At 69.0% G+C, this 16,678-nt stretch carries 17 protein-coding genes and 1 pseudogene; 9 read left to right on the top strand and 9 right to left on the bottom strand.

The annotated features are described in order from the left end of the window. Nucleotides 1-446 precede the first annotated feature (446 nt). Nucleotides 447-1,505: a polyprenyl synthetase family protein gene (locus ACFWSK_RS30460; RefSeq protein ID WP_383793133.1), complete on the top strand. Its 1,059-nt coding sequence runs from the start codon at nt 447-449 to the stop codon at nt 1,503-1,505. 117 nt (nt 1,506-1,622) lie between these two features. Continuing rightward, complete coding sequence (locus ACFWSK_RS30455; protein WP_383793130.1) at nt 1,623-2,711, top strand: polyprenyl synthetase family protein; 1,089 nt, start codon at nt 1,623-1,625, stop codon at nt 2,709-2,711. Here ACFWSK_RS30455 and ACFWSK_RS30450 read toward each other — a convergent pair whose 3' ends face one another. The 4 genes from ACFWSK_RS30450 to ACFWSK_RS30435 form a co-directional block, all read right to left on the bottom strand. Then, entirely contained in the window at nt 2,712-4,040 is a 1,329-nt protein-coding gene (locus tag ACFWSK_RS30450) for a wax ester/triacylglycerol synthase domain-containing protein (protein ID WP_383793127.1), read from the bottom strand. Continuing rightward, the gene (locus tag ACFWSK_RS30445) at nt 4,037-4,564 is read right to left on the bottom strand and encodes a hypothetical protein (protein WP_383793124.1); all 528 of its coding nucleotides are present in this window, start codon (nt 4,562-4,564) and stop codon (nt 4,037-4,039) included. Before ACFWSK_RS30445 ends, ACFWSK_RS30450 begins: the two co-directional genes overlap by 4 nt. A gap of 197 nt (nt 4,565-4,761) precedes the next feature. Further along, nucleotides 4,762-5,568: an ABC transporter permease gene (locus tag ACFWSK_RS30440; protein ID WP_383793121.1), complete on the bottom strand. Its 807-nt coding sequence runs from the start codon at nt 5,566-5,568 to the stop codon at nt 4,762-4,764. Next, nucleotides 5,565-6,203, bottom strand: a complete 639-nt coding sequence (locus ACFWSK_RS30435) for an ABC transporter ATP-binding protein (RefSeq protein WP_383793183.1) — start codon at nt 6,201-6,203, stop codon at nt 5,565-5,567. The genes ACFWSK_RS30440 and ACFWSK_RS30435 overlap by 4 nt, the downstream gene beginning before the upstream one ends. A 188-nt stretch (nt 6,204-6,391) precedes the next feature. Here ACFWSK_RS30435 and ACFWSK_RS30430 point away from each other — a divergent pair, with 188 nt between their 5' ends. Then, on the top strand, nt 6,392-6,604 hold the full coding sequence (locus ACFWSK_RS30430) for a hypothetical protein (RefSeq protein ID WP_383793119.1): 213 nt from the start codon (nt 6,392-6,394) through the stop codon (nt 6,602-6,604). Between the two features lie 638 nt (nt 6,605-7,242). Here the strand turns inward: ACFWSK_RS30430 and ACFWSK_RS30425 are convergent. From ACFWSK_RS30425 to ACFWSK_RS30415, 3 genes are all read right to left on the bottom strand, one after another. Further along, complete coding sequence (locus ACFWSK_RS30425) at nt 7,243-7,650, bottom strand: transposase (protein ID WP_383793117.1); 408 nt, start codon at nt 7,648-7,650, stop codon at nt 7,243-7,245. Between the two features lie 207 nt (nt 7,651-7,857). Continuing rightward, a complete protein-coding gene (locus ACFWSK_RS30420; protein ID WP_383793180.1) occupies nt 7,858-8,571 on the bottom strand; it encodes a class E sortase in 714 nt (237 codons plus the stop codon). A 231-nt stretch (nt 8,572-8,802) separates the two neighbouring features. Continuing rightward, complete coding sequence (locus ACFWSK_RS30415) at nt 8,803-9,027, bottom strand: hypothetical protein (RefSeq protein ID WP_267047436.1); 225 nt, start codon at nt 9,025-9,027, stop codon at nt 8,803-8,805. 417 nt (nt 9,028-9,444) lie between these two features. On the opposite strand from ACFWSK_RS30415, the gene ACFWSK_RS30410 reads away from it, so the two are divergent. The 4 genes from ACFWSK_RS30410 (at nt 9,445) to ACFWSK_RS30395 (ending at nt 11,714) form a co-directional block, all read left to right on the top strand. Next, nucleotides 9,445-10,122 (top strand): hypothetical protein, encoded by a 678-nt coding sequence (locus ACFWSK_RS30410; RefSeq protein WP_383793114.1) that lies wholly within the window; start codon nt 9,445-9,447, stop codon nt 10,120-10,122. Between the two features lie 631 nt (nt 10,123-10,753). Next, entirely contained in the window at nt 10,754-10,921 is a 168-nt protein-coding gene (locus ACFWSK_RS30405; RefSeq protein WP_383793112.1) for a hypothetical protein, read from the top strand. 5 nt (nt 10,922-10,926) lie between these two features. After that, entirely contained in the window at nt 10,927-11,559 is a 633-nt protein-coding gene (locus tag ACFWSK_RS30400; protein WP_383793110.1) for a hypothetical protein, read from the top strand. Continuing rightward, a complete protein-coding gene (locus tag ACFWSK_RS30395) occupies nt 11,550-11,714 on the top strand; it encodes a hypothetical protein (protein ID WP_383793107.1) in 165 nt (54 codons plus the stop codon). Before ACFWSK_RS30400 ends, ACFWSK_RS30395 begins: the two co-directional genes overlap by 10 nt. 17 nt (nt 11,715-11,731) lie before the next feature. Here the strand turns inward: ACFWSK_RS30395 and ACFWSK_RS30390 are convergent, their stop codons facing one another. Then, nucleotides 11,732-11,995 (bottom strand): DUF6225 family protein, encoded by a 264-nt coding sequence (locus ACFWSK_RS30390; protein ID WP_383793105.1) that lies wholly within the window; start codon nt 11,993-11,995, stop codon nt 11,732-11,734. Between the two features lie 278 nt (nt 11,996-12,273). Beyond that, nucleotides 12,274-13,107 (bottom strand): annotated as a pseudogene (locus ACFWSK_RS30385) (IS5 family transposase). A 283-nt stretch (nt 13,108-13,390) separates the two neighbouring features. Here ACFWSK_RS30385 and ACFWSK_RS30380 point away from each other — a divergent pair. Together ACFWSK_RS30380 and ACFWSK_RS30375 are read left to right on the top strand one after the other, a co-directional pair. After that, the gene (locus ACFWSK_RS30380; RefSeq protein ID WP_383793103.1) at nt 13,391-15,853 is read left to right on the top strand and encodes a SpoIIE family protein phosphatase; all 2,463 of its coding nucleotides are present in this window, start codon (nt 13,391-13,393) and stop codon (nt 15,851-15,853) included. Nucleotides 15,854-16,224: 371 nt separating this feature from the next. Then, the gene (locus ACFWSK_RS30375; RefSeq protein WP_383793100.1) at nt 16,225-16,485 is read left to right on the top strand and encodes a hypothetical protein; all 261 of its coding nucleotides are present in this window, start codon (nt 16,225-16,227) and stop codon (nt 16,483-16,485) included. Nucleotides 16,486-16,678: the final 193 nt, after the last annotated feature.

The following is a 16,678-nucleotide window of genomic DNA, read 5'->3' as shown; positions in this document are numbered from 1 at the left end:
CGAATGCCCAGCCTCCCTTTCTCGGGTACCAAGTCGGGCGGATCGGTGTCAGCTGGCTTGGCCGCCGACGCAGCGGTGGATGCTGAGGGCGGCGTCGGCCGCCGCGACGGCGCGGCCCGCGGTGGCGGTGCTGACGGTCATCAGCCGTGATGATGGGGTCGGCGCTTGGACCTGGTCACCGACAGTCTCAACAACCGGCCTGTCTCGCCCCTGCCGCGTGATTTCAGGTGGCTCCGGCCGCGTCGATGGTCGTGCGTGTTCCGGGACTGTCTGGGTCGTTGAGAGAGCATGGAGATCAAATGGCGGGCCCGACCTCGTGAACGGACCGGGTGCGGAGAGACTCAGCCTTCGCCGGTCCGCGTCGGCAACCGCGTCCTTTCGTCCTCAATGCACGGCCGTTCGCCCGTGGATATGGCCGGGAGGGCTGGCCTGTGACCTCAGGTGTGATGGACGTTCAGGAGATCGACCTGGGGGCGGTGCGGGAGCAGGTTGATGCGGTGCTGGAGGACTTCCTCACCAGCAGGGCCCGGGTGGCTGCCGGACGGGGTCATCCCATCGAGGTGGTGAACACCGTGCGGGACTTCTTGGCTGCCGGCGGCAAGCGCATTCGAGCCCTGTTGTGCGTGGTCGGCTGGCATGCCGCCGGCGGGAGCGAGGACAGGGCGGCCGTCTTGAGGGTGGCGGCGTCGCTGGAGCTGTTCGTGGCATTCGCGCTCATCCACGACGACATCATGGACGACTCGGCCACGCGCCGGGGCCGCCCCGCGGTCCACCGCACTCTGCGTGCGCGGCTTGGTCCGTCCCCGCGGGCGGAACGGCTCGGTGCCGGCGGTGCCCTCCTGGTGGGCAATCTCGCCCTGATCTGGGCCCAGGAGCTGCTGCACACCGCCGCACTGTCCGTCCAGCGGCGCCGTACGGTGCACGCTCTGTTCGACGCGATGCTGGAGGAGGTGATGTACGGCCAGTACCTGGACGTGATGGGCACCGGCGCCGATGACGACATCGACGCGGCTCTGCAGATCGTGCGCTACAAGACCGCCACCGCGACGGTCGAGCGTCCCCTGCAGCTGGGAGCCGCCGTCGCCGGCGCCGACGACACCACCCTGGGCCTGTTCACGGAACTGGGTCTGCCCCTGGGGGAAGCGTTCCAGATCAGGGACGACCTGCTGGACGTCTTCGGCAGCGCGGACGGTGCGTGCGCGCCCGGCCTGGGCGACCTCCGCGAGGGCAAGCACACGGTTATCCTCGCTCGGGGCCTGCGGGCGGCCTCCGCGGCGCAGCAGCGTCGTCTGCGTCACCTGGTTGGACGGGACGACTTGGACGAACGCGGAGCAGGTGAGGTGCGGGCCATCCTGGAGGAGACCGGCGCGCGGGAGCACACCGAGCACATGATCACCTCACGGTATGAGCAGGTCCTGCGAGTCCTGGATGCGTCCGCGCTGCCGCCGGCCGCGTCCCGGGCGCTGCACGGGCTGGCCGTCACCGCTACCCAGTACACCTCCTGACGTGCCAGTAACTTCTGGGCACACCCCCGTCAGGACACAGCCCCTCAACGCCATCAGACCCCTCGCGCGCGCCACAGTCCTGTGGACCACCTTGGCCTTGACGAATGGAGCCCCCACGTGACCGAGACCGCCCTTCCCACCGACCAGGTCAAAGAGCGCTTCGCCGCTTACGAAGGCCGCTTCAACGCACAGTTCGAACAGTACTTCCGCGACCTGGCAGACGGCTTCGACGCCCCGTCGCCCAGCCGTTTCACTCCTGAGTGCCTCGACCTGCTGCGAGATATGTCCGTGCGGGGCGGCAAGCGGCTACGGGTGGCACTCATCTACGAGGCGGCCCGCCTGGTGACCCCCGATCCGGTGCCCGGCTTGGAGGAGGCCGCGCTGAGCATCGAACTGCTGCAGACGCATGCGCTGATCCACGACGACATCATCGATGACGGCGCCATCCGCCGGGGCGGGCCCTCGACCTACTACGCCTACCGGCAGAAGTTCCCCCAGCGCCTTCAGGACGCCCTCGGGCTCACCATCCTCGCCGGTGACCTCGCACTGGCCCTGTCCTTGCAGGTCCTCCTCGATTCCCCGGCCGCGCTCGCGGTGCGCCATGCGATGGCCGGTGTACAGACCGCGGCGGCCTCCGCCATGATCGTGGGCCAGATCACCGATATCGAACGGGACTTCACCGACATTCCGTCCGAGGAACTTTTGCACGCGGTGTCCGCCTACAAGTCCGCCCACTACTCGATCCTCGCCCCCCTACAGCTCGGTCTGCTGGCTGCGGGCGAGGACCCGGCACGCTTCGATGCGGAACTGCGCCGCTACGCGCGGCTGGTCGGTATCTACGAGCAGATGCGCGACGACTACCTCGACCTGTTCGGCAACCCGCAGACCATGGGAAAGCCCACCGGCAGCGACCTGCGCGACGGCAAGCGCAGCTACACCATCAGCGCCCTGCTGGCAGCTGTGAGCGGCCCGGAGCGGGCGGTGGTGGAATCCGCCCTCGGCGACTCCTCCTGCACCCCGCAGACCGTGGCCGCCGTCCGGGAGATCGCCTCGAGCTGCGGTGTCGAGCAGAAGCTGCGGGCGGATATCCAGCGGTATGCGGAACTGGCCTCGGCCGAAGCCGCCGGTTGGCGGCCGCGCTGGCGCGAGGAGGCAGTCACCCTCTTCGAGCACCTGCCGCTGTGGCGCGTCGATCCGGCGCTGTGATCACTCCGTAGACGGCCCTGGGACAGCCGGTGCTACCGCGGCAGTCCCAGGGTCGGTCGGCGGCCGGCCTTCGGCTGCCGCCAGGGCTTCCAGGGCCTGGCGCCATCGGGCGGGGAGGCTCTCTGCGCCGGGGAGAGCTGCGTCGATGCGGAAGCACGCACTCGCCTCGTCTCCGTAGAGGAGCACGACGACCGCTAGGGGCGCCCCGGGCGGACAGCACATGACGGGATCGGCCCGGTTCACCACCGCGTCGCCATAGCGGAGGCGCTTGCGCAACACCAGGAAGGAAGCGGCGAGGGTGAGCCGTCCCGGGGCGGTGCTCGCGGCCACGAGGCGCCTGAGAAGCCCGGCGGGCAGGCGGGTGAGAGCAGCACGGAGTACGGCTCGGTGTCCGGGCAGTTTGAACGCAGCGGTGACCGCGCTGGTGCCGGCGAGCCGCTGGGTGAGGGGCGGGAGGCCGCCCGGAAGGTCGACCCGCGTCAGGAAGAGGCGATTGCCAGGGACCGCCCGCTCGTCGGCCGTGCGCAGGCTGACGGGAACCATGACGGGAATCGGGGCCCGGGCGGCCCGCGGCCAAGCTGTGCTCGCCCACCCGGCGATCGCGTGGCCCAAGGCGGTGAGGTAGACGTCGTTGATGCTGGCGCCACCGGCGCGGGCCGCAGCCTTGAGCAACGACACAGGCACCCGGACCCACGAAGTGCGACGGCGACTGGAAAGCGGCCGCGAGGACGAGGTCCACACATGGTGCTTGCGGGCATGCCGTAGCAGGACGGCGGCACTTCGCAGGACCTGCCGCAGCCGGGGCCGCGGCTCGGCGGACGGTGTCCGCGGTACCGGCGCAGGCCCGGTGGTTGCATCCGGCCCGAAGAGGTCCTCCAAGACCGCGACGATGGCGACGCCGTCCTGGACGGCGTGATGGGTCAGGTAGAGCAGCGCAAACCCGTCGGGGACGTGTCCGTGCAACAGGACCAGGCGCCAGGCCGGGACGCCCTCGGGCCAAGGGGCGCGCATCAGATCCTGCACCGCGGCTTCGAGAGCTTCCGGCCCCCTGGGCACGCGACGTGCGACGACGTGATGCGCTGGGTCGGGAACGGCAGGTACCCACTGAGCCCGCCGGCCGTCCCCGCGCAGAAGGTGCGTCATGCACGGAATATGGGGCAGGCGCGCGGCCACGTACGCCTGCAGGTCAAGCAGCTCGGGAACGGCGCCGGACAGATGCAGCACCGTACCGATGGTCGAGGCGGCGTCCGGATGCTCGGCGCGTTGCTCCAAGTCGCGCAGGAAGAGATCGGCGGCGCTGGGAGGGAGGAACGTTCGCATCTGATTCATCTCCCTAATCGCAGGAGAGCGAAGGCCGCGCCGCTGACGACCGCGCCCACGCACGCTCCGACGGCCACCTGGGCGACGGTGTGGCACCGCAGCCGCACCCGTGACCAGCCGATCAATGCCACCAGCGGCGCGGAAAGGAGCCACCACGGCCCGTAGAGCGAGGCGAGGACCGTCAGGGCACCGGCCGCGACCGCGGAGTGCACCGACACCTTCCAGAAGAAGGTGATCAGCATCAGCATCAGCAGCACGGCCAGCATCGCGGCCACCAGCGTACGGACGGCAGGCGTGGCTTCCAGCCCGTACAGCAGCCCTGTGCCGGTGATGACCGAGACCAGGACGACGGGGCCGGCCACCAAACGCTCCCGGCGCTGCCGTACGTGCCGGTCGCTCCAGTAGTTCCGGCGTTCGCCCAGGCAGAGGATCACAAAGGGCAGCACGCTGGTGAACAGGGTCGCGAACAGGCCCCACCCAAACCCCTCGGCGCCGTCGGTGTGCCATCCGAGCAACGGCGCCAGGGCCAGCATCCAGTTCCTCGGCTCGAAGCCGTCACTGACGAGCCACGCAACGCGCGCGTCAACGGGGCAAGCGGCACGAAGGAGCGGGCCTACTTCCCGCTCTGTCACTACCGCAACGTCTTGCTCGGACACCCAAGTCCCCCTGCCCTCGCCACACCTGTCGAGCCGATACGGTCCACCGGCTCAACGACACCGAACAGCCCTGGTCACTGCGCCGAGGCGGTCTCCTCGACGCCCGGCACCGATGCTCGGGCCGGCCGGCGGGTGCGGGTGCGCACGGCGAAGGCGGCCATACCGAGTCCCGCCATGCCCAGCGCCCATCCGAAGCCCAGCAGCAGGCAGCTCCAAGGCATCACGTGCAGGCCGGCGGCCGTCACCGCGGTCTGCACCGCGGCGTGGGCCGGCAGGTACCGCACCAGGGCACTGTCCGACTGCGGGTTGATCAAGGGGTTCTGGAGCAGCAGATCGATGGAGCTGACCATGATGGCCAGGAACATTCCGGCCAGCTCACTGCGCACCACGGCCGCGAGCGCGATGCCGATGCTGCCGTAGATCAGCGCCCCGGTGAACATCCCGGCAGCGAACACCACCGGCTGCTCCGGCCGCCAGAACAGGTGCATCCACGCGGTGGCATAGACGGCGACCGCGGCCGCCACCAGGACGAGGGAGGCGCACTTCGCCAGGGCCAGACAGGAGCGCGGGAAGCCGGCCTGCACCAGGCGCCCGTCGAAGACGGCGGAGCGGGCCGTGGCGACGAACATCATGAACGCGATGACCAGCGCGAGAGCCTGCAGCGCCCCGACCACCTGGGTCAGAACACTGCCGTCCATGACCACGAAACGCCCGACCGGACGGACGTAGAACCGCAGCGGTGTCTGCGCCACCACGGTGTAGGCCAAAGTGGTCCACAGCGGAACGAACAGGAGCACGATGAGCAGAGCCAGCCGGTTACGGGCCTGTTCGATCAGCGCGAACCGCAGCGCCGTACCGAAGCAGGTCTGCCAGCGCTTCACGAGGCCACCGCGATCGTGTCGGTCCGCTCGGCCTCCCGCAGCACCCCGCCGTCCAAGCGGTACAGGATGTCCAAGCGGGAGACGTCGTAGGCGAGGTGAGAGACCACCAGCACCGCGCAGCCCCGGTCCCGCAAGGCCGCGGCCAAGTCCCAGAACCGTAGATACGTCTCCCAGTCGAAGCCCTGATACGGCTCATCCAGGAGCAGCACCTGCGGATCGTGCATCAAGGCCAGGACCAAGTTGAGCTTCTGGCGTGTGCCGCCACTGAGCGTCTCCACCCGCTCGTACCGGTAGCCGCTGAAGTTCAGCTCCTCCAGCAGCTCATAGGCCCGGGACAGACGGCTGATGCCATAGGCGGCTTGGAAGAACTGGAGATGCTGCTCGACGGTGAACGCCTGGTGGAGCACGGTCTCCTGCGGGCAACAGCCCAGCCGGCCCGACCGCTCCACCACACCGCTGTCTGCGGTGAGATCGCCGGCCAGGATCCGCAGCAGCGTGCTCTTGCCAGCCCCATTCTCGCCGACGATGCCCACCAACTGGCCCGCGTGGAGGTCCAGCGACATCCCGCGCAGGACCGGACGGTTGCGGTAGCTCTTGAACACACCTCGCATACGCAACACCGGACCGCCCGCCATCACAGCCTTGCCATCGAGCTCGCGCCGAGTTCGCTCCACAAAGGCCACCATCCCGTCCTGATGCACACAACGATCGACAAGATCCACAACGACACGGAGTAGCCCAGGTGACGGGCCAGAAGCCCCGAGACTTGCCCCAGTCGCATCCCGTCACCCGTCAAGGTCACGAATAGGTCGAGGCGAAGCTCATGTCCTTCGGAGCCCCTGCGCCCACGGCCGGCTGCGACCCTGCCCTGTGGCTGCGCGAGGCTCTCTATGCCATTGGCGCCCGGATCCTTCGCCATCGCGGAGCGCACCGTTATATATTCCGGCTCGGCAAGAACCAGCGTGAGCGCGACCGGGTCACCCTCGGATACCCGGACCTGAAGCCCTATCCCAAGGGCGCCGACTCCTGCGACTGACCAGGATCAGCGAGTACGGCTCGCCCTCGGCGCCCTCGGGGACGCCGGGCAGTAACCAGTAGTTGTGCCCCTTGCTGCGCCCAACCCGTAGCTTGTCGTTTATCGTCCCGGTGTCGAACGGTCCTCGAACTTAAGTCGTGTTTTCGCAGCTCAGCGGACACGCGGGCGGCCTTCGCCCGATCCTGTGCTCCGACCAAGGAGCGCACGTGACCGTAACGAAGGCCGTGGAGTCGAGTCTGCTGGGCGAGGATGTCCCCCTGATGGGGATCTCTGAAATCGGCTCTGACCGGAGTTTCGTGATGGTCAACCTCAGGGCTGATGGGGCTGCGTGGGTTGGAGGCGCCTGGGCCTCCGTGGCATTGGAGTCGGGATCTTCCAGCCGTACATCAGGGCCAGCGTGATGCATCTCGCGTCGCGTCGGCCGTATCCGGTCGCCTCGCCGAATCTCTGTGATTGCTTCTTGCCATCTTTGCTGCTCAACGAGGTTGCGGGCTCGGTCCTGAGCTGTTCTTGGGACGTGCATCCCAAGGCCTCGGATGATGTCGGGATCCCAGCTCTGCCTGCGGGCACGCCGGATTCGCGCCCATGCTGCTACCGACCCTGTCATTGCGCCCCCAACACCAATCGCTCCGCCTGCACTACGGCTGAGTGAGGATACGTGTCCGCAGTAACCCGAAGGATGCCCGGCCGTACATGGCTCGCTTGAGCGTTTTGACCCTGTTGACGTGGCCTTCGACGACGCCTGAGCTCCAGTGGAGGGTGAGTCCGGCGGTGACGGCGTCGAGATCCTGGCGGAGGAAGCCTGCGAAGCCGCTCATCGGTTTCGGGGCGTCTTGCTCGGCTTGCCGGATCCATTCGAGCAGGAAGGACCCGCGGCGGTTACGGACCAGGTCGGTGAAGGCTCGGGCGAGATCGCAGGCCCGGGTGATGTCCGGACAGGCAAGCCGGACTTCGAGGAGGCGCTCTTCCTGCTGGTCGGTGAGGGTTTCGCGGGGGCTCATAATCCAGCCGGTGATCTTCCGGGGGCTGGGGATGTCCGCCCGCACGGGCTCGGCGTTGCCCGCGCGGAGGGCGGCGAGGTGTTTGCGGACGGCCTGGCGGCTGCCGCGGTAGCCGCGTTCCCGGATTTCGAGGAAGAGTCGGCTGCCGCTGACCTGGCCCCTCGTGCGACGCCCGGCGAGCCCGGCTCTCGGAGGGGAGCGCGTCCAGCAGACTCCTGCTCTTCGGCATGAGGGCCTCGCTCCTGTGAAACGTCATGACGGCCGCGAGGCCACCAGTACGCCGATCCTGTCGATGCGATGTTCGGGATTGCCCCTGTCGTCCCGCCAGAAGTTGCCCGCCGCGTCATCCTCGGGCGTGGCGCAGGTAGAGAGGGTGATCATCGCCTTGGTCGGATTCTCCCCCGGGGAACCGGGAACCTCGGCGCGCTGCTCGGCGAGGGAGCGCTCGGACCGGAAGGAGGTCGTCCTGGACTCGGTGATCCGGTACTCGTACACCGTGCCGCCCTCCGTGACGAAGACGGAGTCGCCCTTCTCGACGGACGGGAGCTCGCGCAGCGGGCCGCCCGCGGAGAGCCGGTGGGCCGTCACGAGATAGTTGCCGACCTCGCCCGGACCCACGCCGCCGTCCCTGCCGTACGGGCTGGCCGCGACGCCGCGGTTCTGGATACGGGTCCCCGGCCAGTCGTCCGTCGTCCCCTCGTACGGAACCACCCGCAGATCACTGAGGCCGATCGACGGGATGGACAGCGTCGCGGTCTCGGTCCGCGGATCGGCCCGGTCGGCCGGTGGCTGCGCTGGGCCTGTGGCCGGTGCCGGTGCGGCCGGTGCGGCCGGTGCGGCCGGTGGTGTGGCCAGGACGGGGGCCGGTGCTGTGGTCTGCCCGGCCGTCGCTGCCGAGCAGCCTGCGGCCAGGGCCACGAGTATCGCGCCCGCGAGCGCCCGGGGAACTCTTCGGAGACTGTGCATGGGCAGATCCGGATCGGTTGTCGGCAGGTGCCGGAGCGGACCGCGGTCCACGGCCCACTCCTCCCAGTACACCACCGCTTCCCGGCCGGGCGCTCCCCTGCCGGGTCCCGCTCAGCCGGGTTCCGGGGCCGCTGACGGGGATCTCTGGAATCGGCTCTGGCCGGAGTTTCGTGAAGGGCCAGGTCGTCGGAGTGGAGGTGGCTGGGATCCAGCGGCCCCCTTCGTAGGTCGCTACCCAGCAGCCACAACCATGCCGGCCGTGACCTGAGGACGGTTGGGGAGCAGCGACGCGAGGTTGTCCCTTACGAAGTCCGCCGCCCGCTCGATCGACTCTTCGGCCCCGGACTGGTCTTCAAAGACGCTGGTAGAGACCATCACTCCGTCCCCGGCGTCCACCCAGTAGTAGGCCACGAAGCCGGGGACTCGGCGGAGGAGAGGCACGAATCCCTCATCCACGCGGCGTCCCGCCTCGGCAGAGTCAGTCACTCCTTCGTAACGCCGAATTACTGCGTACACAGCTGATCTCCCAACGGATCCCAAGGTCACCTTGCGCGAAGCGACCTACCCCTACCGAGCGTCTTTCGCTCGGGGGACGCCCGGAAGTGACCCGTATAGGCGCACCGGTGATCCAAACCGGGGGTCTGCTGTGGCCAGGGCTGGGCGAACCGGGACATCACGGAAGTCCGGTCAGAGCCCTGAAATCGGCCAGGGCCGCTCGTCGCCTCACTCGGTCCGACGTTCAACGGGTTGAGGAACTTCAGCGAGCACCCTCGCGTGTCTCTGGCCGGGGCACCAGGTCGTGGATTGAGGGGGTCGTGTGGGGCGGCCAGGGGTACCACCGGGGCCCAGTCAGCAGCCGTCTACGCTCTCGCCGTGCAGCGCAGCGATGTCACGAGGGACGACGGCACGTGGATGGGCATGTCCCTGGACGTACAGGACCGCCACCAGCCGGGGCTGTGCGTGCTCAGTGCCGGGCCGCAACTGCAGGTCTCCCAGCTGTCGCGGCCCGTGTTGCTCGCCGTTGTCGACGAGCAACTCCAGGGCGTGGACTTCTGGCGCACCGATGAGTACCGCTCCTTCGTTCCGCTGTTGCGCGCCGATGCCGGGCGTGCCCTGGCAGGCAGCCCGGAACGCTGGGCTCACCGCTTTGCTCAGTACCTCGTCGACTGGCCGGACAGCCCTCTGCATGAGGGCCGGTGGCTGCTCTCGTGCGACAGTCCGTTCCGGCGTTGGCGCCACGCCGAGACCTCGCATGCCGATTACTGGAGCTCGATGCTCGTCGAAGGGCATCCGGACGGATACATCGACTGGTTCCTCCATTCTCATTCGTGGGAGGTCCTTCCGCTGCGGCCAATGCCCAATGCTGACGACAGCCGGGTCAAGGCGTACCGCAAGCAGGCCCGTGGGGGGACGCTCCCACCTGTCCTGTTGGACGGTCACGCGCGGCTCGCCGCGGCGATCGCCGAATCCGTCGAGCCTCCGCTGCTGCAGTTGCACCGCACGGTGCCGCCACCGCCGGCCCACAGCTCGTCCGCCTCCTTCACGACCTGAACACCGCGGAACAGCCGACCTGGGCATGGCCCCTGCCCGGGGGAAAGGACCAGTGGCGTCGTATCGCACGCGAGGTGACAGCAAGCCAGGACTGGCCACATATCTGAGCCCTGCTGAAAGTCGCCCACTGACCGCCGTACCGCCAAGAGCGCGGGCACCACGATGAAGGACCACCTCCGAGGTGCGAGCTCTCACGCTTACGCGGACTCTGGTGCAAGCCGCCGTCAGCAGGCAGTCCGCGGCCGAGGCCCGCCCTGCCCCTGGAGCCAGCTGGCTATCAGGCAATGTGGGGAGATCCATTGATCAGGCCTGGAGGCACCGCCGAGCAGGAGATGGCCGATTTCAAAGAGCGCCATCACCGCGAGCAGGTCGACCCGCCACCACCCCTCGCGGGCCCACCCCATCCCCGGCCCACAGCGAAGGCCCCTCAGCCCGTCCGCGATCCCGCCTCATCCACGGCCGCGCCCACTCCTCCGCCATGCGGGCCAGCACTGGTCCCGCCCCACAGAACGCGCGCCTGGCCCACCTCCCCCACCCCGGGACAGACCTCAGCCATCGACGCAGCGTGGCCCGACCAGCGGCCCTATGCTGCCTCTTCACGGCACCACAACCACCGGCCGCAGGAGGACCCTTGGACATCACCATGCTGCGCCACCCCATGGTTGTGCAGACCGTCCAGGCCCTCGTCGCCGACGGCGGCGGCGGCCTCATCGCCTACGACCAGGGCATGGGCGGACGGGAGACACTCGTGGCCGCGGCCGCGGCCACGGCCGCCGCCCCCGCAGCCGCTCACCGCTGACCATCGTGGAGGCGCCAGTCCTGCACGACGACATCAGCGCGACCGTCGCCAAGCTCCAGCCCGACGTGCAGTGCACCGTGATCTCCCCCAAGGACGCCGCGCGCCAGCCGTTGCCCGCCCCCGGGAGCGTTCTGGCTGTCCACGCCGACATGCTGAGAGATCCCACCGTCCGCCAGCCCGTGTTGGAGCTGGCACGCGCCGTCGACCACCTGCTGGTGGCCCGCCACGACTCCAGCGACCCCACCCTCGACAGCCTCGCCGGCAGCGCCCACCGCTTGGACTACCAGGCCTACACCGCCGCCGCGAACGAGAGCTTCGAGGGCCTGGCCCAGTCGTTCGCCCCCAACTGTTCGTTCACCCCCAACTACGTCCCGCCGCCGATGGAACAGCGCGAGGGACGAGTCGCGCGGCAGGGGGCCGCCGAGAGCCCGAGCCCCGACATGTGGGCCGCGGCCTTCGCGCGCAAAAGGCGGTTGATAGACGAGCTGAACCAGCGGCCCACCGACGGGCCGGCCCCGGACAGCGCCGAGTACATCAACCTCGCCGACCTCGACGCAGCCCCGCACCCCGACATCGATTTCGGCCAGCTCGCCGCCGATGAGGAGGGCGCGGATGGAAGCGGCCGCCGATGCCGCTGAGCAGCGCGCAGCAGAGCTGCGCGACCGGCTCCGTGCAGGAGCCCAAGGACCGTGCCGCGGCCTCACGCCAGCCGCACGCACCCCATCAGCTCGACCAGGCCCAGTCGGCCGCCCACCAGCACAACATGCCCGGCGGGCGCGCGCCCGGCCAGTAATCGAGCGGCCGACGCTGTCAGTCCTCGTCGAGGTAGTACGCGCCCGCTTCTGCGTCGGCGAAGAGCGTGAAGCGGACCTGCTGCGGAACGGTCTTGGTCTTGTCTGCCTGCTCCGCAGGCTCGGCGTGGACCAGGACGAACTCGTCGTAGCCGTCGGTGAAGTTGCCCGGCCCATCGGCCACGCCGACGTGGATGAGGGTCTCGTCGGGAACTGCGGTGAGAGCGGACCGCAGCTGCCCTGCCGTCCATACCTGCGGCGCGTGCTCGAACGTGTCAGCCATGAGGCCAGAGGCTAGGGGGCGCGGCAGGCCGCAGGGCCGCGCCGCGCCGGTGAGAGCGCTCGGCTGCGAAGCCCGGGCCGCGTCGGCGCCCGCCGGGAGCGGACCGTACGCTGGTGAAGCCGATGGCCAGGGCTTTCTGGTCCCGTGGGGCCCGCTGAGTGAGATCCGGGCCCCACAGTCGTCTTTGCTGACCGCAGACAGCCCTGCAGCTCGCCCGCGTTCGCATGGCCGCGGCGATGAATCGAAGGGGTGTCACCCCGAGGCGGGGGTAAGAGGTCCTAACAAAGGCGTTGGACGTGGCGGTGGGTGATGAGGCAGGTGGCGAGCCGAGGAAGGCTTCGTGGATGTCATCACGTCTCTCCCAGCGGACGCGGAGACGTCGGAAGCCGTGGAACCAGGCGATCGTGCGCTCGACAACCCAGCGGTGAGCTCCGAGGCCAGAACCGTGCAGAACACCGCGGCGGGCGATGACCGGTTTGATGCCCCGAGCCCAGACCAAGCGGCTGTACTTGTCGTGGTCGTAGCCGCGGTCACCGAGCAGGATGTCGGGCCGTCGACGTGGCCGTCCCACGAGCCCTGGGACCGACGGGATCTTGGCAAGCAACGGCATCAGCTGGGTGACGTCGTTGCGGTTTCCGCCGGTCAGGGACACTGCGAGCGGGACGCCCTGACCGTCGACGAGGATGTGGTGCTTGCTGCCCGGCCGTGCGCGGTCGACCGGGCTGGGACCGCTTTTGGGCCCCGCCGAGCAGCCCGGACGTGGGAGGAGTCGATCACCGCCCGCGACCAGTCCAACTGATAGCCGCACGCAGCCTGGCCAGCAGCACGACATGGAGCCGGTCCCAGACGCCGGCCTCGTTCCAGGCAGCGAGCCGGCGCCAGCACGTCATGCCCGAACCGAAGCCCAGCTCCTGCGGCAGATACTCCCACTGGATCCCGGTATGCAGCACGAACAGGATCCCGCATAGTGCCTGCCGGTCAGGCACCCTCGGCCGACCGGCTACCAGCTTCGGTCCCGGAACAGGTAGCAACGGCTCGACCAGCGACCACAGTGCGTCCGAGACGATCCACGGACGCGACTCTCTCTTCCCCACTAACAGCCCAACGAGCATCCAAGCCGACAGTCACACCATCAGAGGCTTCTGTTAGGACCTCTAAGGCACTTTCTGCCGCACTACCGGGTCGCGTCCCAAGCTCGTCGTCTCTGCCGACGGTCGCGGAGTGGTCAGCCACGCAGGATCCCGCCTGCTGGCCGATCTCGCCGACGGAGGGCGGGGATACTTGGGCTTCCCCACTGGTGCTCACGCGCGGGAGCTGCGATCTGCGAGCGGTGCGTCACCCTGGGTTGCCGCTGCGGTCGGGCTGACCTGTGCTGGACCTGCGCACACTGGAAGCATGCACGGAATGACCGTCGGCGAGACGGCGGAGCGTGAGGATCTACTTGCTGCAGCCGTCGTCGAAGCCGTCGAAGGAACCAGCGCCTACGCGGGGAGCGTCTTTCTCCGCTCCCGCGATCGCCGGTCGGTCGTGCTGGCCGCGACGTGTGGGGTGCCGCCCTCCCTGCTCGGTGGCTGGCGCCTCATTCCGGTGAACAGTCCCATCCCGATTGCCGCGGCGTACAGCTCCGGGCGCACTGTCCACCTGGCCGACGCAGAGGAGACGATGCGCCGGTATCCCCAGCTCGCGGTGGCTCTCCCGTACGCCTTCGGCTCCTGCTCTGTGCCGGTGGGCACAGGCAGGGAGACCTTCGGATCCCTGGCGATCGTCTGGGCGGCATCCTCCGGCAGCGAAGGGCTGTCCAAGGCCCAGCGCCGCCACCTGCGGAGCGTCGCCAACCGACTTGGTGACTCCCTGTCCGCACTCTGCGCCCGTACCGGCAAGCCTGTGGAATGCGACCCGGAAACGATTGCCGTCGAGACCCCGGCTCCCTCGGCAGCGGCCGTGCGGGTCGGCTTGTTCCAATGGGACTTTGCCTCTGGCGCCTTCATCGTGGACGACGAGCTCTGCGCGATCTTCGGCCTCGACCCGCGTGCTTTCGACGGACGAGCCGAAACGCTTGCTTCCCGCCTCCACCCCGGCGATCTTGCCGCTTTCCGGTCCTGCGCCCGAGAGGCAGCCGTGGAAGGCCGGATCACCAGCAGACGCCTGCGGTTGCGGGACTACGAGCACGGCGGCGAGGGGTACCGCACCGTCGAGTTGTGGGGCCGCGTACCAAAGGCCGATGACATGCGGGCACGTACCCACCTGGTCGGCGCGGTGGTGGACGCCCGCGCCGGCCAGGTGGCCGTCGCAGCGGTCGAGCGGCTGCGGGACGGACTGTTCTCCCTCGCCCCCGACGGGCGGGTCACCTACGTCAACCACAGCGCCCTGCAGCTGTTGGGGGTTTCCGCCGACGAATTGCTGGGCCATTTCCTCTGGGACGTACTGCCGTGGCTGTCCGATCCCGACATCGAGTACCGGCACCGGTCCGCGATGATCTCCCAGGCGCCGGCCTCTTTCGTGGCCTGCCGCTCACCCGACCGGTGGCTCGCCTTCTCCCTCCACCCGGAGGCGGACGGGGTGACCGCCCGGGTCGTGCCTGTCGGTCAGCCGCCCCCGGCATCGACACCATCCGCCTCCCCGCCCGAGACAGCGACCGCACCGGCGCGTCTGGGCGTCATGTATCACGTCCTGCAGCTGGGCAGCGCGCTGACCGAGGCGGTCACCGCCCACCAAGTCTGTGAAGTCGTCGCCGACCAGCTCCTGCCTGCCTTCGGAGGCCAGCGGCTGGCAATCTATGTGGTCCGCGACGGAACGATGCACCTGCTCTTTCACACCGGCGGCCACGAAGACTTCCTCGAATGGCTGGAGGGCGTACCGCTGCACGCCCGCCTGCCCGGTACGGAGACCCTGACGTCCGGCACCCCGCTCTTCATCGAGTCGCAACAGGCTCTTTCCCGGGGCTACCCGGGCATCCCAACGGGCGAGGTGAGTTCCTGGGCATATCTGCCACTGATCGCCTCCAGCCACCCTGTCGGCACCTGCGTCCTCGGCTTCGACGAGATCCATCCGTTCACGGAGAAGGACCGCGGCGTCCTGACCGCTCTCGCCGGGCTGATCGCCCAGGCTCTGGAACGAGCGCGGCTCTACGACTCGGAGTTCGCCCTCGCGCGCGGCCTGCAGCAGGCGCTCCTGCCGCACCGGCTCCCGATAGTCCCGGGCATCCATACCGTGGTGCGCTATCTGCCCGGCACCAGCGGAATGGACATCGGCGGCGACTGGTACGACGTCATCCCCACCGACAGCGGAGTCTGTCTCGTCATCGGAGACGTGGAGGGGCACAGCATCGCCGCCGCGGCCACCATGGCCCAGTTGCGCAGCGCGGTACGGGCCTTCGCAGCCGTAGGGCATACGCCCGGCGATGCGATGGCGGGCGTCAACCGAACCCTATTCGACCTCGACCCCGGGCTGCTGGCCACCTGCTGCTACATCCACCTCGAAGCACACAGCCACCACGCCTACGCCGTCACCGCCGGCCACCCCCCACCCCTGCTCCGCCGTCCCGACGGGACGACCGATGCCCTTGACCTGGACATCGGACCGGTCCTCGGCGTGGAGCGCGCGAGCACCTATCCCGAAACCCGGATCGCCCTCCCGCCGGGGTCCGTCCTCGCCCTCTACACCGACGGCCTGGTCGAGGAACCCGGAACCGACATCGACGTGGGCATCGACCGCCTGCGAACATCCCTGGCCCACGCCCGTGCGGACTCACTGGACGAACTCGCCGACCGGCTTCTGCACAACGCCCGTGGCTCCTCCTACCGGGCCGACGACATCGCCCTGCTGCTCACCGCGATCAGGTCACCACACCCTGGATGACACAACGGGCAGATCCATCCAGGTTCTCAGTTCCTCCTTGGCTACAAAGTCGGGGCACTCGCCGTTTCGGTTGAGATGAGGCCGGAAGCGGGGAGGAAAGACGAAAGTGCCTTCCTGAGCTGGGACGATGAACCTTGTCGAGGGGTTCTGTCGGTCCAAGCGGAAGGCACTCTCTGCGTGCAGGGTATCGGTTCTCGTCCCAAGCTCCACGTCTCCACTGACGGTTCGGGGGTGGTCGGGCACGCGGGCGCACGTCTGATGGCGGATCTTGCCGATGCCACCGGTCTGACCACCGCCTACTCCACTGCGCTCAGGCCGCTGCGCCCGCGTGGCACCGGGCACGATCCAGGTCGGACCGCCACGATCTCGCGGTGATGCTCGCCGACGGCGGTGAGGCGATAGCGGATCTGGCCGTGCTGCTGGACCAGGGCGAGGTATTCGGACCGGTCGCCTCCACGCCCACCGCCTGGCGGTTGCTCGCCGACACCGACGGGGTAGTACTCGCTTCGCTGCGAGCGGCCCGCGCCCAGCCCGGGAAATCGCCTGGATGCAGGCCGCCGAGACCGGCCAGGGCATACCCGCCGTCCAGGCCGGCGGGCCCTTCCTGGTCCTGGACCTCGACGCCACGCTGATCACCTCCCACTCGGAAAGGAACAGGCCGCGCCCGCTTACAAAGGCGGCTTCGGCTTTCATCCGCTGCTGTGTTTCCTCGCGAACACCGGCGAGGCCATGAGCCTTTTCCATCTTGATCAGGTGGCGAGTTCGAGGGCGACGACGGCACGGACGGCGGCTGTGATCCGGGTGGTGCTGCAGCGGAGCTTCCGC

Source organism: Streptomyces sp. NPDC058620, assembly GCF_042717135.1.
Taxonomy (GTDB): domain Bacteria; phylum Actinomycetota; class Actinomycetes; order Streptomycetales; family Streptomycetaceae; genus Streptomyces.
This window is presented reverse-complemented; position numbering and strand designations above follow the sequence as displayed.